Consider the following 26736-nt stretch of genomic DNA (forward strand, 5'->3'; position numbering starts at 1 on the left):
CCGATATTCATGTCCCCCCGCGATACCCCCGGGTTAACAAAAGATAACGTGGCGTCGATTGTCAGACGATTCCAAAGCCCGATAGGATAGTTCCAGCCTTGGAAGGGGCTCTAGATTGCCGGTTTCAGACGATCGGCAGTGCTGAAAACGTCCTCGAAGGCGCCCTGAAGGGTTGGATGACCTAACAATAATAAGGGGGAAAAGGTCTATGAATGAGCCTGTGAAGAGTACGGGTTCCCGTCGTCCGCCGAGCTGGCGGCGTGCGGTCTTGCTGACCTCGATGCTCTCTCTGTCCGGGCTGGGGCTGCCGGCCGGTTCGCTTTGCGCCGCCGAGGCCGGCACGGCCGACGGCGTCTACTCCATCGAATCCTCCAAGGCCGCCAAGGGCCTGTTGCTCGACGTGGTCCACGCCGGTGCCCGCCTGGTCGCCGTGGGGGATCGCGGGCATATCCTGTTTTCCGATGACCAGGGCACGACCTGGACCCAGGCCCGGGTGCCGACCCGACAACTGCTCACGGCGGTCTATTTCGTCGACGACAAGCACGGCTGGGCCGTCGGCCACGATGCGCAGATCCTCGCCAGCAACGACGGCGGTGCCACCTGGAGCAAGCAGTTCGAAGACCTCAAGCGCGAAGCGCCATTGCTGGACGTCTGGTTCAAGGATGCCAACACCGGTTTCGCCGTCGGCGCCTATGGGGCCCTGCTCGAAACCACTGATGGCGGCCAGCACTGGGAAGATGCCAGCGACCGCCTCGACAACGAAGACCAGTACCACCTCAACGCCATCGCCGCGGTCAAGGACTCCGGCCTGTTCATCGTCGGCGAGCAGGGCAGCATGTTCCGCTCGGCCGACTGGGGCCAGACCTGGGAACGCCTCGACGGTCCCTACCAGGGCTCGCTGTTCGGCGTGCTCGGTACCGCCGAGCCGAGCACCCTGCTGGCCTACGGCCTGCGCGGCAACCTCTATCGTTCCAGCGATTTCGGCTCCAACTGGGAGCCGGTCGAACTCAAGGCCGCCCGCGGGGCGCTGGAGTTCGGTCTGTCCGGCGGCGCCCTGCTGGCCGACGGTTCGCTGGTGATCGTCGGCAATGGTGGCAGTGTGATCCGCAGCACCGATGACGGCGTGACCTTCAGTGTCTTCAATCGTCCCGACCGCATTTCCCTATCGGCGGTCACCACGGCCGGCAACGGCAACCTGATCCTGGTCGGCCAGGGGGGCGCCCATGTCGCCTCGCCAACCGGCAGTGAGCAGGGCAAATAACAAGAAGGCGGGGAGTTTCACATGAGCAGTCATCATCAGGACAAGGCGACGTTTCTCGAACGCCTGATTTTCAACAACCGCCCGGCAGTGATCGTGATCTGCCTGCTGGTCAGCATCTTCCTGTTCTGGCAGGCGACGCTGATCCGTCCGTCCACCAGCTTCGAGAAAATGATTCCGCTCAAGCATCCGTTCATTGAAAAGATGATGGAGCACCGCAACGACCTGGCCAACCTCGGCAACACCGTGCGCATTTCGGTGGAGGCCCGGGACGGCGACATCTTCAGCAAGGCATACATGGACACCCTGCGCCAGATCCACGACGAGGTGTTCTACATCCCCGGTGTCGATCGCTCCGGCCTCAAGTCGCTGTGGAGCCCCAGCGTGCGCTGGACCGAAGTGACGGAGGAGGGCTTCGCCGGCGGCGAGGTGATCCCGCAGAGCTACAACGGCTCGGCCGACAGTCTCGACCAGCTGCGCAACAACGTGCTCAAGTCCGGCCAGGTCGGGCGCCTGGTGGCCAACGACTTCAAGTCGAGCATCGTCGATATCCCGCTGCTGGAGTCCTACCCGGACCCGCAGGACCAGGGCAGGCTGCTCAAACTGGACTATCAGAAGTTTTCCCACCAGCTCGAAGAGAAGATCCGCAACAAGTTCGAAGCGCAGAACCCCAACGTGAAGATCCACATCGTCGGTTTCGCCAAGAAGGTCGGCGACCTGATCGACGGCCTGATCATGGTGGTGATGTTCTTCGGCGTGGCCTTCGTCATCACCCTGGTGCTGCTGTACTGGTTCACCTGGTGTATCCGCAGCACCATCGCGGTGCTGATCACCACCCTGGTGGCGGTGATCTGGCAACTGGGGCTGATGCATGCCGCCGGTTTCGGCCTGGATCCGTACTCGATGCTGGTGCCGTTCCTGATCTTCGCCATCGGCATCTCCCACGGCGTGCAGAAAATCAACGGTATCGCCTTGCAGTCCAGTGAGGCCGACAATGCCCTGACGGCGGCGCGGCGAACCTTCCGGCAACTGTTCCTGCCGGGGATGATCGCGATCCTGGCCGATGCCGTGGGCTTCATCACGCTGCTGATCATCGATATCGGGGTGATCCGCGAACTGGCGATCGGCGCGTCGATCGGCGTGGCGGTGATCGTGTTCACCAACCTGATCCTGTTGCCGGTGGCGATTTCCTATGTCGGCATCAGCGGCAAGGCGGTCGAGCGCAGCAAGAAGGACGCGACCCGCGAACACCCGTTCTGGCGCCTGCTGTCGAACTTCGCCAGCCCCCGGGTGGCCCCGGTGTCGATTTTCCTGGCCCTGCTGGCCTTCGGTGGCGGCCTCTGGTACAGCCAGAACCTGAAGATCGGCGACCTCGACCAGGGTGCGCCGGAGCTGCGTCCCGACTCGCGCTACAACAAGGACAACAGCTTCATCATCAACAACTACTCCACCAGCTCCGACGTGCTGGTGGTGATGGTCAAGACCACGTCCGAGGGTTGCTCGCGCTACGCGGCCATGGCCCCGATCGACGAACTGATGTGGAAGATGCAGAACACCGAGGGCGTGCAGTCGGCGATCTCCCTGGTGACCGTGTCCAAGCAGATGATCAAGGGCATGAACGAGGGCAACCTGAAGTGGGAGACCCTGTCGCGCAACCCGGATGTGCTGAACAACTCCATCTCCCGCGCCGATGGCCTGTACAACGCCGACTGCTCGCTGGCGCCGGTGCTGGTGTTCCTCAACGACCACAAGGCTGCCACGCTGGACCGGGCGGTTCATGCGGTGCAGGACTTTGCCAAGGAGAACAGCAGGGAGGGCCTGGAATTCCTGCTTGCGGCCGGTAACGCCGGGATCGAGGCGGCGACCAACGAGGTGATCAAACAGGCGGAACTGACCATTCTGATCCTGGTGTACATCTGCGTCGCGGCCATGTGCATGATCACCTTCCGCTCCTGGGCGGCGACCCTGTGCATCGTCCTGCCGCTGGTGCTGACCTCGGTGCTGGGCAACGCGCTGATGGCCTTCATGGGGATCGGCGTGAAGGTCGCGACCCTGCCGGTGGTGGCGCTGGGCGTGGGCATCGGCGTGGACTACGGGATCTACATCTACAGCCGCCTGGAGAGTTTCCTGCGTGCCGGGCTGTCGTTGCAGGAGGCCTACTACCAGACCCTGCGTTCCACCGGCAAGGCGGTGCTGTTCACCGGCCTGTGCCTGGCGATCGGTGTCTGCACCTGGATCTTCTCGGCGATCAAGTTCCAGGCCGACATGGGCCTGATGCTGACCTTCATGCTCCTGTGGAACATGTTCGGGGCGCTGTGGCTGCTGCCGGCGCTGGCGCGGTTCCTGATCAAGCCGCAGAAGCTGGCGGGCAAGGTAGGGGGATCCTTGCTGGCCCATTGAGACCGTCAGAAAAGCTTCGCGGGCAAGTCGGATCGCCGCACCGCCAGCTCCTACAGGGGCGGTGTGCACCTCGGTCTTGTGCCTGGCACGGACCTGTAGGCGTCGGGCCTGCCCGCGAACCGCCCCTGGCGGGCACCCGCTGCGACGCAATATCGCCTATCATTGCCCCTTTCCCGAAAAATGATAGAAACCGCCATGATCGACACCTTGCCCACTGCCCTTGAAGCCTGCGACATGCTGGAAATCGACGGCCTGCACGCCTTCGATTTCACCCTCGACGATGCCGGCCTGCTGATCGAGTGCATGGATGGGCGCGCCGCCAAGCGTTGGAGCTTCAGCCTGGCCCAGGTGCAGGCGGCCACCTTCGACGAGACCCTGCAGAGCTGGGTCGTGGTCGGCGACTCCGGCGAGCATCGCCTGGTGTGCCTGAGTGCGTTCAGTGCCCGGGAGCAAGCGGAGGATGAACAGGATGATGCGTAAGTTCTGGCCCCTGCTGATGGCCGGCAGCATCGGCTCGATGCCGGTCCTGGCGGCCCCAGGCGACACCGTCCAGTTGCTGGTCGGCTCCTACACCGCCGGCAGGAGCGAAGGCATCTACCGCCTGCAGTTCGACAGCCGCACCGGCAAGCTCGACCCCAAGCCGCTGCAGGTGATCAAGACCGCCAATCCTTCCTGGCTGACCCTCTCCGGCGACCAGCGTCGGCTGTACGCGGTCAATGAAAACGGCCCCGGCCAGAAGGACCCGGTCGGCCGGGTCAGCAGCTACTCGATCGACCCCAGGAGCCACCAGCTCAAGCCGATCAACCAGGTGCAGAGCCTGGGCAGCGAGCCGACCCATGCCAGCCTGAGCGGCGACCAGCGCTACCTGTTCGTCGCCAACTATTCGGTACTGGAAGATCCGGGCGGCAGCCTGGCGGTACTGCCGGTGGATGCCAAGGGCAAGCTGTCGCCGCCGGTCCAGCTCAGCAGCCACCCGGCCAGCCTGGTCAACCTGGAGCGGCAGGCTTCGGCCCATGTGCATTCGGTGGTGTCGTCGCCGGACGGGCGTTTCGTCTTCGCCAGCGACCTGGGTGCGGACAGGATTTTCGTCTACCGGTATGACCCCAAGGCCAACCCGGAACGGCCGCTGACCCCGGCCAACCCGGCCTACGTGCAATTGCCGCCGGGCAGTGGTCCACGACACCTGCTGTTCAGCGCCGATGGCAAGCATGCCTGGCTGAGCACCGAAATGAGCGCGCAGATCACCGTGTTCGACTACCAGGACGGCAAGCTCACCCAGAAGCAGCGGGTGGAACTGGCTGACCAGCAGCCGCTGTCGGACAAGGCCGCCGCGGCCCTGCATGCCTCGAAGGACGGCAAGTTCCTCTATGCCAGCAACCGTGGCACCGCCAACCAGTTGCTGGTGTTCGCCATCGACCCGGCCAGCGGCGAGCTCAAGGAACTGCAACGGCGTTCGGTGGAAGGCGATCACCCGCGTGAGTTCACCCTCGATCCGAGCGGCAGGTTCCTGCTGGTGGCCAACCAGAAGAGCAACCAGATCGTGGTCATCGAGCGCGATGCCGACACCGGCCTGTTGGGCAAAACCGTGCAGACCTTGCCCTTCGAGGCGCCGAGCTACCTCGGCTTCCTGCCGCGACAATAGACCGCAGGCCCCGGTTTACAAGGGGCTTGCACTTCTATTAATCACGCTGATATCCGCTACTGCTGCAATGAATTTCAACCCGAACAGCTCTCGGATGTACTTTGGACTCACGGCCTGAAAGGGCAAGCAAGCCAACTGACATTCGAGGGTTTTCGACATGAACTTCAATCTCTTCTCCATCATCGCCGCTTCCGCCATCTCTGCCAGCGTTGCCCTGCCAGCCAGTGCCAGCGTCGAGATCAGCGAGAAAAAATCCCATACCCAGAGCTACACCCCCAAGTACCTGCAACAAAGCGCCAACTTCTACGCCGCCCTGGATCACAAGGCTCAACACTGAGCGCTGAACCAGCCCGCAACGCCGGAGCGAATGCACTCATTCGGCAGTTGGTCCATTGACCGCCTGCCATGAGAGTGAATTCGCCCCGGCGTTGTCGTTTCTGCCGTTTTTGTTTCAACCCGATAACAGGATTCATATAAGCCGGGATTAAATTTGACGCTGGCTTATTGACTCTTGGCGATTAATATTGCTGATAACGACTATTTAAATAGTTGCCTACTTAGTTATGCGGTTATGATGGATCCTATAGGCATGACATTCGCCTGTGGAGAAAGAACACCATGGCCAGCAACCTCCTGACATCTGCCCGACACGGCGCCTACCTGGCTATTGGCCTGTATGTGGCGCTGGTGCTCGTCATCAGTCTGTCGAGCCTGCTGCACGGCTCGGACGATGCGGCGATCCAGTTGGCGACGCCGAGCATTCCGCTCGAACACAAGACTCAGTCCGCCGGCGTGCTCGCGCACAACGCCGACGCCGGGGCCTGATTCACGGCTGACGCTAGCGGGTCAGTCGGCAGCTGTAGCCGGCTTGGCCATTACCGCGATAAACAGCGGTGAGGCGAGAAACCGCTCCAGCCAGTCCCGCAGTCGCCGATAGGGTGTCTGCGCGAACCACTCCCGATCGACATGGGCGAACTGCCGGACAAAGGGGGCCAGGGCCATGTCAGCCAGGCTGCGATGCTCGGCCATCAACCAGTCGCGCTGTTGCAGCAGATCTTCCAGTTTACGCAGGAACGGCTCGGCCTCGGCCCGGTAGTGCTCCATCGGAAACGCCGGGTAGCGCACCGCGTATTTGTAGCGGTCCAGCCGCCGCTTGAAGTCGCCGTCGTTTTCCTCGATCAGGGCCATTGCGGCCCGGGCGGCCAGCGGGTCGCCCTGTAGCAGCCAATCTTCAGGGTCATGCCGGGCCAGCGCCCAGTGCATGATCTCCAGGCTCTGTTCGATCACCTGCCCATCGCCGCAGGCCAGCACCGGCACCGTACCCTTGGCTGACAGCGCGAGCATCGCCGCCGGCTTGGCCTTGAGGCTGACTTCCTCGATCTGCACCGCCACGCCCGAGTAGCGCAGCGCCAGGCGCGCACGCATGGCGTAGGGGCAGCGGCGGAAGGAGTAGAGCAGCGCCGTTTTCATTTCACCTCCAGGGTACTCAGGCCGTTGCCCTGGCGTTGCACCTGGATCTGCACCGGGATGCGTTCGTGCATTTCCTGCACGTGGGAAATCACTGCGACCTTGCGCCCCTGGGCCTGCAGACCGTCGAGGGCGTCCATCGCCAGTTGCAGCGATTGCGGATCGAGGCTGCCGAAGCCCTCGTCGATGAACAGCGATTCGATCTTCAGCGTGCTCGAAGCCATCGAGGCAAGCCCGAGGGCCAGGGCCAGCGACACCAGGAACGTCTCGCCGCCGGACAACGAATGCACCGAGCGCAGTTCGTCCCCCATTTCGGTGTCCAGCACCAGCAGCCCGAGCATGCTGCCGCCGCGCTTGAGGCGGTAGCGCCGCACCAACTGACGCAGTTGCACGTTGGCATGGTGGACCAGCAGGTCGAGGTTGTAGGCCTGGGCCAGCTTGCGGAAGCGGTCGCCGGTCGCCGAGCCGATCAGCGCATCCAGGCGCGCCCAGCGCTGGTACTCGGCATAGGCATGGGCAATGCGCTGCGCCAGCGCCTGGTTGGCATCCTGCCGACGTTGGTCGTCGACCTGTTCGGCCCGCAGTTCGGCGCAGTGCTGTTCGCTGGCGGCGAACTGCTGCTGACAGTCGGCCAAGGCGCTGGCCAACTGCTCGGCGTCGGGGTTGCCGTTGTGCTGGGCCTGGTGCGCCTGCAGGCGCTGTTCGCGCTCCTGCAGCAGAACCTGGGCCTGTTCGACGGCCTTTTCGTTGCGCAGCAGGTGTTGGCGCAGCTCGGCGACCTGGCTGTCGTCCAGTGCCAGCAAACTCTGCAGGGCGCTGTCGTCCAGTTCCGGGTGGCCGGTGCGCCATTCGGCGATCTTCCCCGCCAGCGCGTTGGCCTCCTGTTCCAGGGCCTGCTGATGCTCCTCCCGGGCCTTGAGCTCGGTCGCGATTTGTACCCGTTGCGTGCGCGTGTCCTGTAACGCCTGGGTGGTGCTGCTCTCGGCCTGGCGCGCCTGTTCCACCGCCTGCTCGAGTTGCTGCTGCCAGTGATCGGCACTGTCGTGTCCACCGAGCAGTTGGCTCAGTTGCTGCTGGCTGGCCTGCTGCTGCGCGGCCAGTGCCTCGAACTGTTGCCTTGCGCCTTGCCACTGCTGTTCGCGGCTTTGCTGGCGCTCCAGTTCCAGCTCCAGGGCCTGTTGGCGCTGTTGCTGTTCGGCCAGTTCATCGCGTTGCTGTTCCCGTTGCTGCAGGCGCTCGGCCAGCTGCCGGTCCAGTTGCAGGAAGGTCGCCGCCGGTTCGTTGCGCAGGGCCTCCAGGGTCGGGGCCGGCAGCAGGGTGGCGAAGGCCGCCAGTTCATCGTCCAGGCGCTGGCGGTCGCCGGCCAGTTCGCGCTGCTGCTGCTCCAGTTGCCCGGCGGCCTGCTGGTGCGCGGCTTCGGCCTGGCGCAGTTGCTGGGTCAGTCGCGCGGCGTCCTGCTGCAGGGTGAGCAGGGCGTTCTGGCGCTGCTCGTCGCGTGTCAGGTTCTGGTTCAACTGGCTGGTTTGCCGCTCCAGCCAGGCATCGCGCTGGTCGGCGTGCTGGTCCAGCAGTTGGGCCGCCAGCGGATGCGCTTCCAGGCTGGGCGCCAGGGCCTGCTGCTGGCTCGTCAAGTGCTCCTGCTGGGCCAGCAGTTCCTTCTGCTGGGCGATCAGCCCACCCACCTCGGCACGCAGTTCGGTAAGCCGTTCCTTGAGCCGGTCCACGGCAGCCTGGGCATTGGCCTGTTCACTTTCATCGTGGCGGCCAAGGCTCTGCAGCAGTGCCTCGGGCTGATGGTAGGGATGTTCGTGGCTGCCGCAGACCGGGCAGGGCTGGTCATCCTGCAACTGTGCGCGCAGTTCCTCGACGCTGGCATTGCGGGCCAGGCGTTGACGTTCGAGCAGTTCGCGGGTGACGTTGAGCGTCTGTTCGGCCACCTCCAGTTCGGCCTTGGCCCTGACTCCGTCCTGGGTCAGGCGCTCACGCTCCTGCTGGGCGCTGCTCAGGCGTTGCTGCAATTGGGCGGCGCGTTGGTCCAGGTCCTTTTGGCTGGACCATAGCCGGGCCAGGTCCTCGACGGCCCGCAACTGCTTGCGGTTGTCCTGCAGCAGGCTGCCGAGAATGCCGATCTGCTCGGCCACGGCGTCCGGTTCAGCGGCAGCCTCCTGATAGAGGACTTCCAGTTGCTGTTTCTGGGTGCCCAGCGCCTGCGCGGTTTCGCCGGCGGTGCGTTCGAGGCCGGCCAGTTCGGCCTGGCCCTGGTTGAGCCGGTTGCCGATCAGCATCAACTGCTGCAGGCGGTCGCGGTAGGCGGTCCAGGCCTCGCTCAAGGGCGCGAGATCGCTGCTGTGCTCCAGTTGCGTGGCAATCTGTTGCAGGCGCTCGGCAATCTGCTGCTGCCGCTCCTGCAGGGCCTGGATGGTCGCCTGGCCCTGGTCCCGGGCCTGCTGCGCAGTGTCTTGTGCCTGGGCGGCGAGTGCCGCATCCCTGGCCAGTCGGGCGAGGTTGCCTTGCTCGTCGAAGGCCTGGCGCAGCAGCGGGGCGCTGCCGCTCTGCTGCTGTTGCGCGCTGTTCAGTGCGGCCTGGGCGGTGGTCAGAGCCTGTTCCAGCTGTGCCTGGCGTTCGCTCAGCGCCTCATGCTGCTGGCGCTGCTGCGTGATCTGCTCGGCCAGGGGCGGCAGTTGCCCATCGATTTCCAGCTTGCGGGCAAACTGGTGCCGTTGCGGGGCCAACTGCTCCAGCCGTGTCAGCTTCAGGCGCTCGTCGGCCAGTGCCTGCTCTTGTTGCCGGAGGCTTTCCAGTTGTTCGGCAGCCGCCTGGCGGGCGTCCTGCAACTGCTGCAATTCCTTGAGCCAGCCGTGCTGCTGTTCGAGCTGGCGCAGTCGGGCCTTGTGCAGTTCCAACTGTCGCTGCGCGCTGTCGAAGCGTTCGTCGAGTTCGGCGCGGGCTTCGGGGCTCATCGGGGTGAGGCCCACCGCCTGGTCCTGCAACAGCTTGTGGGCTTCGCGGGCTTCCTTGGCCTTGTCGAAGGCGCGGCGACCGAGGCGAGTGTAGAGCGCGGTGTCGGTGAGCTTTTCCAGCAGTTCACTGCGTTCGTTGTCATCGGCCTTGAGGAAGGCGCTGAACTCGCTCTGGGCCAGCAGCACGGCGCGGGTGAACTGCTCGAAGTTCAGGCCGAGGCAGGCTTCCAGCTGGGCCTTATATTCGCCTTTCTGGCTGGCCAGCAACTGATCGCTGTCGAGGTCGCGCAAGCTCTGGCGGCTGGCCTGCAGCTTGCCATTGGCCTTGTCCCGGGCGCGGTTGGCTTCCCAGCGGGCGCGGTAGCGGCGACCGTCGATCCCGACGAAATCGACTTCGGCGAAGCCGGCACCGGTACCGCGGCGCAACAGGGTGCGGGGATCGCCGGTGCTGATTTCGCCATCGGCATCCGGCACCTTGGCATCGCGCGAGGCAGTGTTCAGCCGGGGGACGGCGCCGAACAGTGCCAGGCAGAGGGCGTCGAGCAGGGTGCTCTTGCCGGCGCCGGTCGGTCCGGTGATGGCGAACAGGCCGGTGCTGGCCAGCGGCTCGGCGGTGAAGTCCAGTTCGAACGGGCCGGCCAGGGAGGCGAGGTTCTTCAGGCGAATGGCAAGAATCTTCATGGCTGCTCGTCCTCCAGCTGCACTTCCTGCAACAGCAGGGCGAAGTCATCGAGGGTCTGCGCGTCCACTTCGTTGCCGTAGTGGTCCTGCCAGGCGCGGCTGAACAGGTCCTGGGGGCTGAGCTGGTCGAGCTCGACCAGGCGTGCGTTATCTTCCTCGTCTTCGCGTGCACCGCGGCCGGCGTATTCGGCGGCGATGCGCACCAGGCGCACGGCCTTGCCCTGCAGGGCACTTTCGATCTGCTGGCGCAGGTCCGGCTGCGGTTCGTCGAGGCGTACCCGCACCTCCAGCCAGGGTTGGCGTTGCAGGTCGGCCAGCAGGTCGACATCGGGCAGCTCGGCGAGCCTTTCCAGGATTTCGGCGAAGGGCAGCGGGCCCAGGCGTTGCAGGTCGACGGCGCGTGGTACCAGGCGTGGTTCGACGCTGACCAGGGTTTCGCCGTCGAGCACGATATCGAGGATCTGGTGTTTGTAGCCGATCTCCGAGAACGACAGCGGGATGGGTGAGCCGCTGTAGCGGATACGTTCTTCGCCGTTGACCTTCTGCGGCTTGTGCAGGTGACCCAGGGCGACGTAGCTGACGCTGGCATCGAACAGACTGGCGGGCAGGGCCTCGGCGCTGCCGATGATCAGGCTGCGTTCGGAGTCTTCGGAAACCGAGCCGCCGGCCATGTGCGCGTGGCTGATGGCGACCAGTGCCTGGCCGGGCTGGCGCCTGGCCTTGGCCGCCTCGATCAGCCAGCGGTGGACCTGGCCGATGCCACGCAGGTAATCGTCGCCCAGCAGCGCGCCGGTGACTTCGGCCGGGCGCAGGAAGGGCAGGGCCAGGCACCAGCCGGCGATCTCGCCGTTGGCGGCGGGCAGCGGGATCAGCAGGCGCTCGCTGTCGAGCTGGCCGTCCTCTAGCCAGAGCACCCGGCCCAGGGCGTGGGTGCGCAGGCGGCGCATCAGCGGCGCCGGCAGTTCGATGCGGGAGCCGGAGTCGTGGTTGCCGGCAATCATCACGATAGTCAGTTGCGGCTGTTGCTCGTGGGCGCTGACGATGAAGTCGTAGAGGCGCTCCTGGGCTTTGACCGGCGGGTTGACGGTGTCGAAGATATCGCCGGCGATCAGCAGTACGTCCGGTCGTTGGCTGGCCAGCTGGGCGAGCAGCCAGGTCAGGAAGCAGGCGTGTTCGAAATCCCGTTCCTGGCCATGAAGGTTCTGGCCCAGGTGCCAGTCGGAGGTATGAAACAGGCGCAAGGCAAACTCCGCGAAGACGGTGGCGACCGCTCAGGACAAGGTGGCGGTGCGAAAGACCGACAAGTCTACTGGTAAATCCGCGGGGAGTGGCGATACGGGTTTTGAGGCATCAGGAAATTTCGCCTTGGCGCCCTTTTTTCGCCTTCCCCTGTGCCGGGCTTACTTGGGGTACAGCGGCGGTAGCCCGCTGTCGCCGACCGGGGCCTGGACCCGTTCGGCCGCCGGGATGGCGCGAACCACCCGCCACAGTTCCTCGCCTTGCCAGTACTGGCCGGTCTCGCTGTACAACGCGCCATTCAGGCCGTCCAGGGCATCGGACAGCGGTACGAAGCGCGCGGCCATCTCGGCCAGGGTCTCCGGCTGCTGCCGGGCCCAGGCATCGAGCGCCTGGCGCGTGGCCTGGGGATCGTTGGCCAGGCAGGTGCGCTTGAGGTCGTCGAGCAGGGTCCGCGGGCTCGGTCCGGCCTGGGCGGCGCGGTGCACCGCCGGCTGCGAGCGGGCGCGCCACCACAGGCCGAAGCCGAGCAGGGTGGTGCAGGCCAGCAGCAGCGTGCTGAGCTTCCAGATCCACAGGCTCGCCGCGTCGGCGGCGATGTTCGCCGGTACGCTGTTGACCGGCGTATCCACTGCCAGGCTCGGGTTGTTCGTGACCTGCAGGCTGCGCGCCGGCAGGGTGGTGCGCTCCACGTGCTCTTCGTGGGTGTTCCACCAGACCACGCTGATCGCCGGCAGCTCAAAGGTGCCGCTGTGGGTCGGGACCAGGGCTTCACGTTCTTCGCGACTGCCGATCAGGCCGCGTTCGCTGTTCTGGTTGCTCAGTTGCGGCTGGTCCGGGTAGCGGCGCAGGCCGCTGATACTGGTGGCCGGCAGCGGTGGCAACTGGGCGCTGGACAGGCCTTCGGCCTTGAGGGTGAGGCTGCGGGTCAGCGAGTCGCCGACCTGGCTGTGGTCCGGCTCCGGGCTCCAGCTTTCGCCCAGGCTCAGGCTGCGCGCCGGCAGCCATGGTGCATCGGCGGGCCAGGCCGCCGGTTGCGGTTTGACGTCGAGGGTCATCTCGGCCGAGCTGACGTGAATCAGCTTGCCGGGCTTGGGGCCGGCCGGTGTCTGGCCCTGATTCTGGCCCTGGCCGGTCTCCGCCAGGGTGGCGCTGAACACCAGCGCCGGAATCGCCAGCTTGCCGCTGTGCTGCGGGTAGATGGCATAGCGCAGCTCGATCACGCCATGGCGCACGCCGTTGATCAGCTTCTCGTAGGTGCGCGATTCGCCCAACTGCTCGATACGTGCATCGCCCAGTTGCAGCGGGCTGAGGTTGCTGTCGTCATACAGCGACACCGAATGGTAGATGCGCAGGGTCAGCACCGCCTGGGCCTGGACATAGACGCTGTCCTGGTCAAGGCTGGTTTCGATGAACACCGAGGCCAGGCTGTTGGTCGGTTCCTGCTGGTCGCTCTGCACCACCTGCAGGGTGATCGGCTGGCTCTGCAGTTCGCCCAGTTGCAAGGCGGGAATCACCACGTCGCCGCTGTGTCGTGGCAGCAGGGTGATGATCCAGCGGGTCGTCGCCTGCTTGTCGCCGCCCAGGGTGGTCAACTGGTTGACCTGGCGCGTGCCGCGCACTTCGAACTCGCCGGCCAGCGGCTCCAGGTCCGGCTTGCCGAACTGCGTGACATCCCGCGATTCCAGGGTCAGTTCCACCGATTCACCGGAATTCACGCGCGTGCGGTCGACGCTGGCGAGCAGCCCGTCGGCATGGGCCGGCAGGCTCCAGCAGAGCAGCCACAGCAAGAGGGCGGAAAAGCGGTTGATCATCGGGTCTTGTCCTGATGGAGCTGTTGTTCGTACCAGAATTTGCGCCTGAGCAGCTCGCCCGGATCGTCGGGGATCTGCCGCAGCCATTGTTCGAGGGCCTGGCGCTGTTCGCCCTCGATATTCTGCGCGGCGCTGCGCAGCGGTGGGCGGGTGGTCCGTTCGTCGTCCAGCTCGCTGCCCGGTACCTCATTATCACCTGTTGGCGCGGCCGAGGCATCGGTCGATGCAGTGTTCGGCGGCGGGTCCTGGGTCTGTGGCACGGCCTCGGCTGCCTGTGGCTGCGCGGGTGTGGCGCTGCTGGAGGAGGCGTCGTGCAGAGTGGAGGACGGCTCGCCGGTGGCGGCGGTTTCGTCGGGCTTGACCGGCTGGGGTTCGGAGCGGCTGCGTTGCTCTTCCAGTATCTGCTCCACCAGGGCCTTGTTTCTCAGCGCCGGGCGCAGGTCGGGCTGGCGTTCCAGGGCCTGTTCATAGGCGTCCAGGGCGGCCTCCAGCTCGCCGCCCTGGGCCAGGGCATTGCCGCGGTTGTAATGGGCGTTGGCATCGTCGCCTTCGGCGAACTTGCGGGCCGCTGCCGTATAGTCGCCGGCTTCGTAGAGCGCCAGGCCCTGCCATTGCGGGTCGTCGAAATGCCTGGCCGCCTCCAGCGGGCGCTGCTGCTCCAGTAGCCGCATGCCTTGTTGATCCGGACGCAGCCACAGGTCGGTGAATTCGAAGGCCTGGCTCGGTGGCGGGAACATCAGCAACAGCGGCAGGCAGAACAGCCAGCCGCGCCGGCCGGCACAGGCGGCCAGCACCAGCAAGGGCAGCAGCAGCCAGTAGCCCTGGTCTTCCCAACTGTCGAGCTGGACGAACTGGCCATCGTCGCGCAGATGCCGTGGCCCGTCGAGCAGGCCGAGGCCGCGCAGGTCGCTTTCGTCGACACGGCTCTGGCGATAGCGGCCGCCGACTTCCGTGGCGAAGGCCTTGAGGCCCGGGCTGTCGAGGCGCGGTACGCGGATCGCGCCCTGGGCATCCTTGAGGAAACCGCCATTCTCCTCGGCGACCGGGGCACCGTCGCGCGTACCGACACCGAGGATCAGCAGGCTGTGGGGCTGTTGCGCCAGGGCCTGGCGGATGCCTTCGCGTTCCTGTTCACTGAGGGACGAGCCGATCAGCAGCAGCCGTCCCTGGCCCTGGGCGCCGCGTTCGAGCAGGGTCAGCGCCTTGGCGACCGCGAGGTCGGCGCGATGGCCCGGTTCGGGCATGATCGATGGCTTCAGCGCATCCAGCAGGTTGCGGCTGGTGCCCATGTCATCGGACAGCGGCACCAGGGTGTGGGCGCTGCCGGCATAGACGATGATCGCCGTCTGCGCATCGCTGCGCGCGCGCATCAGGTCGAACAGCTTGCGCCGGGCCTGTTCCAGGCGGTTTGGTGCGATATCGGTGGCGAGCATGTCCGGGGTCAGCTCCAGCAGCACCACCAGCGGGTCCTGGGGCTTCTGGGTCGATTGCTCGATGCGCTGCCAGCTCGGGCCGAGCAGGGCCAGCAGGGCCAGGGCCCAGCCCAGGCCGAGGACCACCCACGGCAGCCGGCTCTCGCGACCGCTGCCGCCACCGAGCAGTACGCGATGGAAGGCCGGCGGCAGGATCATCTGCCAGCGTCCGGCCCGTTTCTGCCGATGCCAGAGCCGCCACAACAACCAGCCGAGCAGGGGCAACAGCACCAGCCAGGCGGGGCGGAACCAGTGTGGCCAGAGGCCTGAGAGGAATTCGCCGCTCATCGGCGCCTCCGCAGGCGCAGGCGCTTGAGGCGTTCACGCCACTCGGGGTGCTGCGGGAGGAACTGGCGACGCGCCAGCCAGCGTTGCAGCAGGTTGTCCGGCCACTGCTCGCGGGCCACCAGCAGCAGGCTCAGGGCCAATGCCAGGGCCAGCGGCCAGTGATAGAGGGCGCGGGCGGGGCGGGCCTGGGTCGGTTGCTGGGCCACCGGTTCGAGTTTGTCCAGGGTGCTGCGGATGTTTTGCAGTTCCTGGCCGTCGCGGGCGCGGAAATACTGGCCACCGGTGATCTGGGCGATTTCCTTGAGGGCCGGTTCGTCGAGGTCCATGCTCGGGTTCAGTCCGAGCATCGACAGGCTGCCGCTCTGTTCCGGGTCGGCCCCGATGCCGATCGGGTAGATTTTCACCTGCTCCTCGGCCGCCAGACGGGCCGCGGTGATCGGGTCGATCTGGCCGCCGTTGTTGGCGCCATCGGTCACCAGGATCAGCACCCGGCTTTGGGCCGGCCGCTGGCGCAGGCGCTTGAGGGCCAGGCCGATGGCATCGCCGATGGCGGTGTTCTTGCCGGCGATGCCGATCTTCGCTTCATCCAGCCAGACCCGCACGGTGCGCCGGTCGAAAGTCAGCGGCGCCTGGACGTAGGCCTTGCTGCCGAACAGGATCAGCCCGACCCGATCGCCTTCGCGGCTTTCGAGAAAGTCGCCCAGCAGGTGCTGGACCAGGCTCAGGCGGCTGACGTCTTCACCTTGCCAGCGCATGTCGGGATATTCCATGGAGCCGGAGACGTCCACCGCGACCAGCAGGTCGCGGCCGCTGGCGGCGATCGGCAAGGGTTCGCCCAGCCACTGCGGTCGGGCGGCGGCGATCAACAGCAGCAGCCAGAGCAGCACGAAGCGCGCCTGCTGGCGCCAGCCGGGCAGGTTGAGGCGGGCACGACGGCGGGCCAGGGTTTCGAGATCGGCAAGAAAACTGACCTTCAGCGCCGCCTCGCCGCTGTCGGCCACCGGCAGCACCAGCCGCAGCAGCCAGGGCAGCGGGAACAGGGCGAAGATCCACGGCCAGGCGAACTCAAACATGCTTGCGGATCCAGGTGTCGATGGCCTGGTTCAGGCCGGCGATGGCCTTGTCGTCGAGTTTGCACTCGGGCTTGTAGGCGCCCTCCACCAGCACCATCCAGCGCGTCAGGCCGGCGGCCGGGCAGCGGTTGTCGAGGAAGGCCAGCCACTGGCGGCCATTGAGCGTATGACTCTGGCTGCCCGGGTAGTGGTTGCGGCACAGGCGCTTGAGCAGTCCGTTGAGTTGCTGCAGCCAGGCGCCGGCCGGAGCGCCGTCGTAGGGTTTGGGCAGGCGCGCGAGCTCCTCCAGCGCGGCCAGCCGTAACGGGTCCAGCGGCTGTTCGGCACGCGGCAGCGGACGTCGTGCCAGCAGCCAGCGTCGCAGGTACCAGAGGCCGACGCCCAGCAGCGGCATCGCCAGCATCAGCAGCCACCAGCCCGGTGCTGGCGGCCAGAAACCCTGTACCGGTGGGGTGATCAGCGGTTGCAACTGGTCCAGGCCGCTCATGACGGTTTTCCCGGCCGTTGCGGGTTGAGGTACTCGCGCAACTGCTCGACCATTTCGCCCTGGGTGCTCAGGGGCATCAACAGCACCCGCAGCTTCTGCGCCAGCAGTTCCCAGCGGGCGGCCCGCGCGTCGCCCTGGGCACGATAGGCCTGGCGCAGTTCCGGGTTCAGCGTGTCGAGCTCCAGCAGCGCGCCACGGTCGGCGAAGCGCAGCAGGCCGGCGGCGGGCAGGGCGTGGTCGAGCGGGTCGGACACCGGCAGCAGCAACAGGTCGCAATGACGCGACAGCAGGCTCAACTGACGTTCGGCGGCATCGGTCAGCGCGCGCTCGTCGCAGATCACGATCACCAGGCTGCCCGGGCGCAGCACTTCCCGCGCACGGATCAGCGCCTGGCCCAGGGTATCCTGGCCGGCGGCGACGTCGGTGTGCAGCGAATGGTTGACCCGCACCAGCCGGTTGAGCAGTTGCAACAGGCTCTGCTTGCTGCGCCGCGGCTTGATTTCATAGTGCTCGTTGTCGCCGTAGACCAGCCCGCCGACCCGGTCGTTATGACCCAGCGCGGCCCAGCCGATCAGGCTGGCGGCCTGGGCGGCGAGCACCGATTTGAACATCTGCCCGGAGCCGAAGAACAATTGCCGGCTCTGCTCGACGAGGATGAAAATCGGTCGCTCGCGCTCCTCGTGGAACAGCTTGGTATGCGGTTCCTGGGTTCGCGCGGTGACCCGCCAGTCGATGGTGCGCACGTCGTCGCCGGCCTGGTAGACCCGCACCTGGTCGAAGTCCACACCACGGCCGCGCAGTTTCGAATGGTGCAGGCCGATCAGCGGGCTGCGCTGGCTCGGCGTCGAGAACAGCCGTACTTCGCGCACGCGATGACGCATCTCGATCAACTCGGCGAGAGTGGTACGGATGCCGGGCTCGGCGGGTAGCGGGGTGATCATTGTCGGGGTCAGGCGACGGCGACGACGTCGAGAATCCGCTGGACGACCCGATCCTGGTCGATCCCCGCCGCCTCGGCTTCGAACGACAGGATGATGCGGTGGCGCAGTACATCGAACAGCACCGCCTGGATATCTTCCGGGCTGACGAAGTCGCGTCCGGCCATCCAGGCGTGGGCGCGGGCGCAGCGGTCGAGGGCGATCGAACCGCGGGGGCTGGCGCCGTAGGCGATCCACTCGGCCATTTCCGCGTCGAACTTGGCGGGACTGCGGGTCGCCATCACCAGTTGGACCAGGTACTCCTCCACGGCGTCGGCCATGTACAGGCCGAGGATTTCCTTGCGCGCGGCGAAGATCGCCTGCTGGCTGACCCGGCGTTCGGGCTTGGCCTCGCCGTTGAGCGCTTCACCGCGGGCCTGCTGCAGGATCCGCCGTTCGACGGCGGCATCCGGGAAGCCGATCTTGACGTGCATCAGGAAACGGTCGAGCTGGGCTTCCGGCAATGGATAGGTGCCCTCCTGCTCGATCGGGTTCTGGGTCGCCATCACCAGGAACAGTGGCGACAGGTCATAGGTGCTGCGTCCAACGCTGACCTGGCGCTCGGCCATGGCTTCGAGCAGCGCCGACTGGACCTTGGCCGGGGCCCGGTTGATCTCGTCGGCCAGCACCAGGTTGTGGAAGATCGGCCCCTGCTGGAACACGAAGCTGCCGGTTTCGGGCCGATAGATCTCGGTACCGGTGATGTCGGCGGGCAGCAGGTCGGGCGTGAACTGGATGCGATGGAACTGCGCTTCGATGCCTTCGGCCAGCTCCTTGATGGCCTTGGTCTTGGCCAGGCCGGGGGCGCCCTCGACCAGCATGTGGCCGTCGGCCAGCAGGGCGATCAGCAGGCGCTCGATGAGCTTTTCCTGGCCGAGAATCTGCGCTGAGAGAAAGGTTCGCAGCGCCAGCAGCGCTTCACGATGTTCCATCGATGAGTGTTCCTGGAGAGGGGGGCGACGGCATGCGGATAAATGTCGTCGCCGGGGGCGTTACTTTAATCCATCGAGGGTCGTGGCGACTAACGGACAACGGGATTTTTCTGATTTTTCGGGAAAAATCCTGCGTTGTTGAGAGTCATTTCTCACGGATGCAGCGCACCTGCGCTTTTCAGCCCAGTTCGCTGACGTAGGTGCCGGTACCTTCCAGGATGTTCCTGAGGGTCTGCTCGATCTCGGCCAGTTCCGCGGCGTCGGTGCGGTGCAGGATTTCCAGGTGGTCCGCGCCATTGAGCGCATCGGCGTCGCCCGGTGCGACTTCGATCAGCAGGCGGGTGGCGCCGAAGGTGACCTTGACCCCGTCCAGGGTCGACGGTTCGCCGTCCAGGGTGATTTCCAGCTCGTCCTCGTCCGGGTAGCGGGTCATCAGGAACATCTCGCCCTTGTCACTGTGGCAGCAGAGCATGGCCATGTTGTCTTCTTCATCGTCGCAGGGGTTGGCGATGAGGTGGGCGGTACTGAACGGCATGGGCTGGTGTCCTGTGGGGAGCGGGGGAGAGGCGATATTTTGCCTGTATCCGCAATATTTTTCAGGAACCGATGGCGACGGCCCGGCAATCGGCTCGCGGTTTCGCTTCGCCGACCGCCAGGAGGCATTATGTAGGAAGTGTCTTAGTTCTAACTTCACTCATTCCATTTTATGTTCAGAGTTCTCGTATAGACCTGTCATTTCTGACAGTAGACGATGTGCGACGAAGTCTTGATAATCATCGCCAAGCCGAGTTCCTGCGTTGTCCGGTTCAAGATTTTCCCGAAAATCTTCCACGGAGGAATAAGGTCTTGAAAGTCTCGATCCTGATGTGCACCTATAATGGCCAGCGATTTCTGGCCGAGCAGATCAACTCCTTTGAACGCCAGAGTCATTGCAACTGGAGCCTGGCGGTATCCGATGATGGCTCCAGTGATGCCACACTGGAAATAGTCGACAGTTGTACCGGTGATTGGCCAGCAGGACGGCTGAAGGTCTTTTCCGGTCCGCGCAAGGGCTTTGTCGCCAACTTCCTGTCATTGACCTTTCGTCCCGAAGTTCAGGCGGATTTCTATGCCTGGTCGGATCAGGACGATATCTGGAACGAAGACAAGCTCGAAACCGCGCTGATGTGGTTGCAGAGTGTACCCGGGCATGTGCCGGCGCTGTATTGCGGGCGTACCCGGTTGATCTCGGAATTGGGCATCGACGCCGGTCGGTCTCCCTGTTTCTCCCAGCCTCCGGACTTCGCCAATGCGCTGGTCCAGAACATCGGGGGTGGCAACACCATGGTGTTCAACCATGCCGCCCGCGAACTGCTGCGCGAAGCCGGGCCCGATGTCTGCATTCCCTCCCATGACTGGTGGGCCTACCAGTTGGTGTCCGGGGCCCGGGACGGAGTGGTCTTCTATGACCCGCAACCCAAGACACTCTACCGCCAGCACAAGGCCAACCTGGTCGGCAGCAATGCCGGGTGGCTGGCCCGGCTCCATCGGATCCGCATGCTGGTCCATGGTCGTTTTCACGACTGGAATCGGCAGAACATCCGCGCCCTGGAATTGATGGGACATCGCCTGGATAGAAGCAATGTCGAAATATTGTCGCTCTTCAAAACCGCCCGTGAGCAACCGCTGTTTCACCGGATCTCGGGTATCAGGCGTTCCGGAGTGCACAGGCAGACGCCTGTTGGAAACCTGGGGCTGATGTTCGCGGTGCTGATCAGGAAAATCTGAACAGCCGTATCTGATGTTCATTGGCTATTTGTCTGGCCTGGTTGCAAGCCAGGTGTTTTTTTATTGTCAGGGGTTCGACTGCATGCTCCCACTCGCGAATAGAACGAGCGATATTTCCAGAGGGTTGTGGCACCAGCGAAGTCTTATATTGATATTGGTTCGGCACGAACTCTCCAGGCGTTGCCATGGTTCGTTCGGGAAACTGTTGCGGTCATTGGCCAATCTGCTGTTCATGTCGGCTATCTATGTTTTTGTCTTTGGGGTGGTGCTCCAGTCTCATTGGCGAACGGATGGCAGTTTATTTCTGCCGTTCTCCCTGACGATCTTCATCGGTTTGATCGTTTTCAGTCTTTTTGCCGAATGCCTGGGGCGGTCACCTCATCTGGTGCTTGCCCACGGCTACTACGTGAAGAAAATCGCATTCCCTTTCGAGGTATTGCCGCTGGCATTGCTGGCGGGGGCGGTTCTCCAGTTCCTGATCAATCTCTGCGTCTGGTTGATCCTGTGCGGGCTGTTTTTTCAGATACCGCCCCTGACCTCTCTGCTGTTGCCGCTGGTGGTGCTGCCACTGGCGCTCTTCACCCTCGGGCTGTCCTGGATCCTGGCATCGTTGGGGACCTACCTGCGCAATCTGGGTGCGTTGGTCGGCGTATTGCTGACCGCGCTGCTGTTTCTGTCGCCGGTCTTCTATCCGATCGAGGCGGTGCCCGAATCCTTTCGTCCCCTCATGGGTCTCAATCCGCTCGCCCAGGTGATCGAGAACGCCCGACTGGTGATGCTTTGGGGGCGGTTGCCAGATATCTCTGCCTGGTTGTGGTCAGTCTTGGCCAGTGCAGGGGTGGCGTGGTGCGGACTGGCGTTTTTCCAGAGAACTCGCGGAGGGTTTTCCGATGTCCTCTGAGATCGTCCTGCGGGTCGAGGAGGTGGGCAAGTGCTACCGGCGCTATGGTCGGCCCCGCGACCGCCTGCTGCAGATGCTGCCGTTGGTACGTGACTGCCCCTGTCGTGAGTTCCGGGCACTGGAGCAGGTTTCGTTCGACATGCACAGGGGTGAGGCTATCGGTATCGTCGGCCGCAACGGCGCCGGCAAGTCAACGCTGTTGCAGCTCATCGACGCGACCCTGAGCCCCAGCTCGGGACACATTTTCGCCGCGGGGCGTGTTGCGGCGTTGCTGGAGTCGGGGAGCGGATTCGATCCTCGGCTCAGCGGGCGCGAAAACGTCTACCTGGTCGCTACCCTGCATGGTTTGGGCAAGGAGGAGATCGACCAGCGGTTTTCCGCGATTGCCGCCTTTGCCGATATCGGCGGCTTCATGGAGCAGCCGGCGAGTACCTATTCGAGCGCCATGCATGTGCGCCTGGCGTTTGCAGTGATCGCTCATGTCGACGCCGATATCCTGCTGATTGACGAGGCGCTGGCGGCTGCTGAGGACGGCTTTGTCGAACGATGCCTGCGCTTTCTTCGTGAGTTCAAGCAGCGGCATTCGGTGATTCTTGTCAGTCACGATATCGCGGCGATCACCGGCCTGTGTGATCGGGTGATCTGGTTGGACCGTGGCACCCAGCGGCGGATCGGCGAGCCTGGCCCGGTCTGTGCGGCCTATCTGGAGGACCTGCGGGCCTCGACGGCGGTCGGTCGGCGGGCTGATGCGGATGGATATGGGCGTCTTTTCAAACCAACCGGTCCTTGGTTTTCGCCGGCCCCGGCCCGGCGTATCGGCGAGATCAATGCCTGTGGTCTGGCGGGCGATCTGCAGGTGTTCCGTTTTGATCCCGAGGCCCCGGGAACCTTTGGTGGGCGGGAGGCACGCATCGTTCATGTCGGGCTCAATGATCGTGCCGGTGTCGCTTTGAGTTGGGTGGCCGGCGGCGAACGGGTCACCCTCACGATCGAAGCCGAGGTGCATGTCCACATAGAACAGCCCGTCATCGGGTTTTCCGTCAGGGATGCCCTGGGCCAGACACTATTCGGCGATAACGCCTGCACCGGTCCCCAGGGCAAGCCGGGTGCCGCTGCGGCGGGTGCCTGCCTGTCGGTGGCGTTCGAGTTTCCCATGCCGAGGCTGGTCCGGGGCGACTATGTCATCCAGGTCGCCATCGCCGATGGCGAGCGCAACGATCATAGGCAGTTGCACTGGTGTGACGAAGCCTTGCTGATCAGATCCACCCATGACCCTCTGGCGGAGGAGCCCCACGACACTGTCCTCGTGGGCAGCGGCCTGAACAGGAGTGGCTTGTGAAGAATTCCATGCATTCGACAAAGACAGGGAACCACCCATGACGGAGGGACTCAGGGATCTGCTTGCGGCAGTCTCCAGGCGGGATATCTGGTTGAGTTTTGCCCTCGGTGACACTCGGGCGCGTTACGCGAGAAGTACGTTGGGGCCCTGGTGGATCACCCTGGGTACCGGGCTCGGCGTCATTGGGTTGGGGTTGGTATGGAGTGCGGTCATGGGCCTGGAGCTGCGGGCGATGCTGCCCAATCTCGCCGTGGGCCTGGTCCTGTGGTTCATGATTTCCGGGATCATTGCCGAATCGTCGAATTGCTTTGTCAATCAGTCGGCCATCATTCGAAATTATTCGTTGCCACTGTCACTGCATACCTTGCGTTTGCTTTCCAAACATCTGATCAACTTCTCACACAATATATCGATTGTTCTAATCGTGTTCTGCCTGTATGGCTTTCCAACCGTTGCGAATGTGGGCTGGGCGTTGCTCGGTCTTCTGCTGGTTATCGTGAATCTTTGGTGGATCGCCTTGTTGATCGCCACCCTGGGGGCCAGGTTTCGGGATCTTGGGCCTTGTATCGAGGCGTTGATGCCGATCCTGTTCTTCATGACGCCCATCCTCTACAAGAAGTCCGATGTCGTTTCCAGTCTTTCCTGGTTCGCCTTGAATCCCATCGCCACGCTGTTTTCCCTGGTCAAGAATCCATTGTTGTCATTGCCGATCGAGACCTTCGATTACTGCAGCATGGCTGTTCTCAGCCTGGCTGGCTGGATTTTGGCCGTCGTGGTTTTTGGGCGGTATAAAAAAAACATCGTCTTTTGGGTCTGATATGGCATTCATACAGTTGAAGAATCTTGCGCTGAGTTTTCCCGTCATTACCGAAGCGGGCGCCTCTCTCAGGACGCAATTGGTCAGGATGAGTACCGGAGGCATTATTTCCAGGGATGACTCCCATACGGTTCACATCCAGGCACTGAAAGATATCAACCTCACGCTGGTCGATGGCGACCGGGTGGGGCTGATTGGTCACAACGGTTCGGGCAAGAGCAGTCTGCTGCGGACATTGGCCGGGATCTACATGCCCTCCAGTGGCACCCGTCATCTGCAGGGCAGCGTGCGTGCCCTGTTCGAACTCGGCGTCGGCACGGACCATGAATTGTCGGGGCGGGCGAACATCGATCGCCTGGCGCGACTGTACGGTTATCCGTTGCGCCAGGTGCAGGCGGATATTGCCGAGATCGAGGCGTTTTCTGGATTGGGCGGCTATCTGGATCTGCCGATCCGCTCCTATTCCTCGGGTATGCAACTGCGGCTGATCTTTGCCATCTCGACACTTTATTCCAGCGACATCCTGCTGATCGATGAAGTCTTCGGCGTGGGCGACGAATCCTTCCAGGAGAAAGCCAGGCAGCGAATGGAAAGCATGATGCACCGCTCGAAGATCGTGGTCATGGCCTCTCACTCGAAGGAGTTGCTCAACAAGTTCTGCAATAAAACCATCAGGCTCGAATCCGGCAGCATCGTGGCGATTGAGTCGATCAAGGAGAGCGTATGAGCAAGGCCGCAATTTTCAGGATAGCCAAGGCGACCGCATTCGAGCTGTTGGGGCCCTATGCCTGCCGTCTCGCCCTGGCGAGCCTGCGCGAAGGCAAGTCGCTGTCCGGTCTCCCGTCACGGGTCAGGCTGGCTTACTACCTATTGAAAGTGGCGAATGTATTCCTTCCATTGCCCGCCTTGATGCGCGAGCAGGAAAAGTCGGAACTCGAACGACCACAACTCTATGACGAGCACTTGCTCAACCTGATGGTCAACAGGGCTTATGACCTGCCCGATGTGATCGTCGATCAGCAGGCGCCCGTGCGCATAAATGTGCTGGTGCCGGCATTTACGATCAATACCATTTCCGCAGGGTTCTTTGGGGTCTTCAATGTGGCGATGTTTATCGCCCAACAGGGTTATCGCGTGCGACTGGTACTGTTCGACAATTTCTATTATGTCGAAGACGAGTTCCGCAAGGCATTGCAAAAATTTCCCTCCATGGAGCGTCTGTTCGAATTGATGGAGGTCGAGTACATCGGTTCGCGTCTCGTGCCGTTGAGGGTGTCGCCAAGAGACAACTGTGTCGCTACGGTCTGGTATAGCGCTTACTTTGCCAACAGGATTGCCCAGTTGACGGGCGCGCGTCCATTCCTTTATCTGATTCAGGATTTTGAAGCGGCCTTTCATCCATTCAATAGTCAGTATTGTATTTCCAGGAACTCCTACGACTTCAACTATCACACCTTGTCGTCGTCGAGTGCCCTTTTAAACTATCTCAAGAGCAATGCCATCATTCCTGAGCGGCAGCCCCTGCGATCGATGAGTTTCGACAATGCCTGCTCCTCCTCGATTTACGCGCAGGAAGAGTTTTATGAGCAAAAGAGCAAAGGCCGTAAGCGGTTCGTATTCTACAGTCGCCCGGCGGTGAACCGGAACATGTTCGAAATGGCGGCGCTGGCCTTGATCGAGGCGTTCAAGAAGGGCGCGTTCGACGAGGGCGACTGGGAGTTCTACGGGATGGGCATCGGCAATGCCTCTGTCCGGTTGGCCGAAGGCGTGGAGGTGGTGCAGTTGCCCAGGATGCCCCTGGATGAATATGAGGCCGTCACCAAGACCTTCGACCTGTGCCTGACCCTGATGTCCTCGCCACACCCCAGCCTGATCCCGATGGACCTTGCCGCTTCCGGTGCCATCGTCGTCACCAACACGTTTGCGACCAAGACGCCGGACTACCTCGCCGCCATATCGAGGAACATCATTGCGGTCCCGCCCGATCTGCATCGATTGTCTTCAGCCATTATCGAGGGCGTCAAACGGACGGATGATATCCAGTCACGCTATGAGAATGCCGTCGTGAACTGGCCTAGGTCGTGGGCAGAAACCTGGACCGAAAAACATCGAACATTCATTCGCGAGGTTTTTGCCGATGCCAGGTAAAAAGGACCTTGAAGAGCGTCTCCAGGCCGTAGGGAGCCGATATGGTTGTGACAAGGTGGTCACGCACCATTACCACCGGTTTTACGCGAATCACTTGCTGGATTACGTGGGACGCCCTTTCAAACTGCTGGAAATAGGCGTGGGAGGCGAGGGCGCCGACCCGGGCGGTGCCTCGCTGAAGCTCTGGGCCGAGGTTTTTCCCCTGGCGACCATCCATGGTCTGGACATCTACGACAAGCGTGAACTTGACAGCGACAGAATCCAAACCTTTGTGGTCGACCAAGGCGACCCGCTCGCACTGGATCGTTTCATGAAGCGATACGGCCCGTTCGACATCATCATCGATGATGGCAGTCACCGGCGCAGCGACCAGTTGACCAGCCTGTTCAATCTGATCACGGGGGTGGTGGCTGGAGGGTATTACATTCTTGAGGATTACTTCACGTCCTACTGGCCGGTTTATGACGGCTCAACGCTGGCCAAGGATTTCCTCGACACGCCCGTGCGCTGGCTCAAGCAGACCATCGATATCATCAACCGGAACAATCTGCTTTCCCAGGAGATGAAAGCACTGATCCCGAGCTGGGAGATCGAGGCGCTGCATGTCTATCCCGGTGTGGCCTTCATCAGGAAAGGGGTGGGGCCCAACCGCAGTGTATTGCCCGGCGGTGATTTTGTCGAAAACCAGTTGCAGTTGGATGAGCTCAGGTATGGCCGCTACAAGACCTGGTTTTTCGACCATGCCCGTGATCCGATGAACTACCTGGCGCTGTTGCACAAGTTCAGGCAGGCACTGGACGCTGAGATTGCCGGCCTTCAGGGGGCCGGCAAACGCGACGGCTGAAGGCGGCCGGTCCCTTTCCTGGCCTGGTGAGGCGCATGGGTGGGCGTCGTCGGCTGAAAGTCTCCCGTAGCCGTTCGGTGCTGCCTGTCAATGTCCGAATATGTCGCAGCGTCGCAAGAACGCCTGTCGGCCCTCTCGTTAAGCTTCGCAACGGATAGTTTTTCCCCGGCCCCGGCCTGTAAAACCGGCGGCGGCCGTGGAAGAGGCTAATCTTCGAACGTGGATGTGACCCC

Annotated in this window: 23 protein-coding genes; 13 read left to right on the forward strand and 10 right to left on the reverse strand. The window is 63.4% G+C overall.

What is annotated here, in order from left to right:
* Window positions 1-208 precede the first annotated feature (208 nt).
* The 6 genes from ACMGT0_RS11440 (at window position 209) to ACMGT0_RS11465 (ending at window position 6125) form a co-directional block, all read left to right on the forward strand.
* A complete protein-coding gene (locus ACMGT0_RS11440) occupies window positions 209-1261 on the forward strand; it encodes a WD40/YVTN/BNR-like repeat-containing protein (protein ID WP_416772625.1) in 1053 nt (350 codons plus the stop codon).
* Between the two features lie 21 nt (window positions 1262-1282).
* Window positions 1283-3658 carry an efflux RND transporter permease subunit gene (locus tag ACMGT0_RS11445; RefSeq protein ID WP_054063808.1) on the forward strand — a complete coding sequence of 792 codons (2376 nt, stop codon included), beginning with the start codon at window positions 1283-1285 and terminating at the stop codon, window positions 3656-3658.
* A 195-nt stretch (window positions 3659-3853) separates the two neighbouring features.
* Complete coding sequence (locus ACMGT0_RS11450; RefSeq protein ID WP_273820535.1) at window positions 3854-4138, forward strand: DUF5629 family protein; 285 nt, start codon at window positions 3854-3856, stop codon at window positions 4136-4138.
* Entirely contained in the window at window positions 4128-5300 is a 1173-nt protein-coding gene (locus tag ACMGT0_RS11455; protein ID WP_054059169.1) for a lactonase family protein, read from the forward strand. The genes ACMGT0_RS11450 and ACMGT0_RS11455 overlap by 11 nt, the downstream gene beginning before the upstream one ends.
* A 157-nt stretch (window positions 5301-5457) precedes the next feature.
* A complete protein-coding gene (locus ACMGT0_RS11460) occupies window positions 5458-5637 on the forward strand; it encodes a hypothetical protein (RefSeq protein ID WP_054059168.1) in 180 nt (59 codons plus the stop codon).
* Window positions 5638-5918: 281 nt separating this feature from the next.
* Window positions 5919-6125 carry a hypothetical protein gene (locus tag ACMGT0_RS11465; protein ID WP_054059167.1) on the forward strand — a complete coding sequence of 69 codons (207 nt, stop codon included), beginning with the start codon at window positions 5919-5921 and terminating at the stop codon, window positions 6123-6125.
* Window positions 6126-6146: 21 nt separating this feature from the next.
* On the opposite strand, the gene ACMGT0_RS11470 is transcribed toward ACMGT0_RS11465, so the two are convergent.
* The 10 genes from ACMGT0_RS11470 to ACMGT0_RS11515 all read right to left on the reverse strand — a co-directional run bounded on the left by ACMGT0_RS11470 (window position 6147) and on the right by ACMGT0_RS11515 (window position 19222).
* Window positions 6147-6770, reverse strand: a complete 624-nt coding sequence (locus ACMGT0_RS11470; RefSeq protein WP_416772629.1) for a glutathione S-transferase — start codon at window positions 6768-6770, stop codon at window positions 6147-6149.
* On the reverse strand, window positions 6767-10408 hold the full coding sequence (locus ACMGT0_RS11475; RefSeq protein ID WP_416772631.1) for an AAA family ATPase: 3642 nt from the start codon (window positions 10406-10408) through the stop codon (window positions 6767-6769). Before ACMGT0_RS11475 ends, ACMGT0_RS11470 begins: the two co-directional genes overlap by 4 nt.
* Entirely contained in the window at window positions 10405-11649 is a 1245-nt protein-coding gene (locus ACMGT0_RS11480; RefSeq protein ID WP_054063805.1) for an exonuclease SbcCD subunit D C-terminal domain-containing protein, read from the reverse strand. Before ACMGT0_RS11480 ends, ACMGT0_RS11475 begins: the two co-directional genes overlap by 4 nt.
* Window positions 11650-11808: 159 nt before the next feature.
* The gene (locus ACMGT0_RS11485; protein ID WP_416773465.1) at window positions 11809-13455 is read right to left on the reverse strand and encodes a BatD family protein; all 1647 of its coding nucleotides are present in this window, start codon (window positions 13453-13455) and stop codon (window positions 11809-11811) included.
* Complete coding sequence (locus tag ACMGT0_RS11490; protein WP_054063804.1) at window positions 13455-15218, reverse strand: tetratricopeptide repeat protein; 1764 nt, start codon at window positions 15216-15218, stop codon at window positions 13455-13457. The genes ACMGT0_RS11485 and ACMGT0_RS11490 overlap by 1 nt, the downstream gene beginning before the upstream one ends.
* On the reverse strand, window positions 15215-16291 hold the full coding sequence (locus ACMGT0_RS11495; RefSeq protein ID WP_416772633.1) for a vWA domain-containing protein: 1077 nt from the start codon (window positions 16289-16291) through the stop codon (window positions 15215-15217). The genes ACMGT0_RS11490 and ACMGT0_RS11495 overlap by 4 nt, the downstream gene beginning before the upstream one ends.
* Window positions 16284-16778, reverse strand: a complete 495-nt coding sequence (locus ACMGT0_RS11500; protein WP_054063802.1) for a DUF4381 domain-containing protein — start codon at window positions 16776-16778, stop codon at window positions 16284-16286. Before ACMGT0_RS11500 ends, ACMGT0_RS11495 begins: the two co-directional genes overlap by 8 nt.
* A complete protein-coding gene (locus ACMGT0_RS11505) occupies window positions 16775-17719 on the reverse strand; it encodes a DUF58 domain-containing protein (RefSeq protein ID WP_054063801.1) in 945 nt (314 codons plus the stop codon). Before ACMGT0_RS11505 ends, ACMGT0_RS11500 begins: the two co-directional genes overlap by 4 nt.
* Window positions 17720-17727: 8 nt before the next feature.
* Entirely contained in the window at window positions 17728-18687 is a 960-nt protein-coding gene (locus ACMGT0_RS11510) for an AAA family ATPase (protein ID WP_054056598.1), read from the reverse strand.
* Between the two features lie 178 nt (window positions 18688-18865).
* Window positions 18866-19222 carry a hypothetical protein gene (locus tag ACMGT0_RS11515; RefSeq protein ID WP_054056597.1) on the reverse strand — a complete coding sequence of 119 codons (357 nt, stop codon included), beginning with the start codon at window positions 19220-19222 and terminating at the stop codon, window positions 18866-18868.
* A gap of 311 nt (window positions 19223-19533) precedes the next feature.
* Between ACMGT0_RS11515 and ACMGT0_RS11520 the strand changes: the two genes are divergently transcribed.
* From ACMGT0_RS11520 to ACMGT0_RS11550, 7 genes are all read left to right on the forward strand, one after another.
* Window positions 19534-20454, forward strand: a complete 921-nt coding sequence (locus tag ACMGT0_RS11520; protein WP_416772637.1) for a glycosyltransferase family 2 protein — start codon at window positions 19534-19536, stop codon at window positions 20452-20454.
* Window positions 20455-20608: 154 nt separating this feature from the next.
* Window positions 20609-21355, forward strand: a complete 747-nt coding sequence (locus ACMGT0_RS11525) for an ABC transporter permease (protein WP_416773469.1) — start codon at window positions 20609-20611, stop codon at window positions 21353-21355.
* On the forward strand, window positions 21345-22694 hold the full coding sequence (locus ACMGT0_RS11530; RefSeq protein ID WP_416772639.1) for an ABC transporter ATP-binding protein: 1350 nt from the start codon (window positions 21345-21347) through the stop codon (window positions 22692-22694). The genes ACMGT0_RS11525 and ACMGT0_RS11530 overlap by 11 nt, the downstream gene beginning before the upstream one ends.
* A 37-nt stretch (window positions 22695-22731) precedes the next feature.
* A complete protein-coding gene (locus tag ACMGT0_RS11535) occupies window positions 22732-23511 on the forward strand; it encodes an ABC transporter permease (protein ID WP_416772641.1) in 780 nt (259 codons plus the stop codon).
* Window positions 23512-23599: 88 nt separating this feature from the next.
* On the forward strand, window positions 23600-24238 hold the full coding sequence (locus ACMGT0_RS11540; protein ID WP_054063797.1) for an ABC transporter ATP-binding protein: 639 nt from the start codon (window positions 23600-23602) through the stop codon (window positions 24236-24238).
* Complete coding sequence (locus ACMGT0_RS11545) at window positions 24235-25659, forward strand: hypothetical protein (protein ID WP_054063796.1); 1425 nt, start codon at window positions 24235-24237, stop codon at window positions 25657-25659. The genes ACMGT0_RS11540 and ACMGT0_RS11545 overlap by 4 nt, the downstream gene beginning before the upstream one ends.
* Window positions 25649-26503: a hypothetical protein gene (locus ACMGT0_RS11550; RefSeq protein WP_241494417.1), complete on the forward strand. Its 855-nt coding sequence runs from the start codon at window positions 25649-25651 to the stop codon at window positions 26501-26503. Before ACMGT0_RS11545 ends, ACMGT0_RS11550 begins: the two co-directional genes overlap by 11 nt.
* The last annotated feature ends 233 nt before the right edge of the window (window positions 26504-26736 follow it).

The organism is Pseudomonas sp. RHF3.3-3 (assembly GCF_048069595.1).
GTDB classification, from domain to species: Bacteria; Pseudomonadota; Gammaproteobacteria; order Pseudomonadales; family Pseudomonadaceae; genus Aquipseudomonas; species Aquipseudomonas fuscovaginae_B.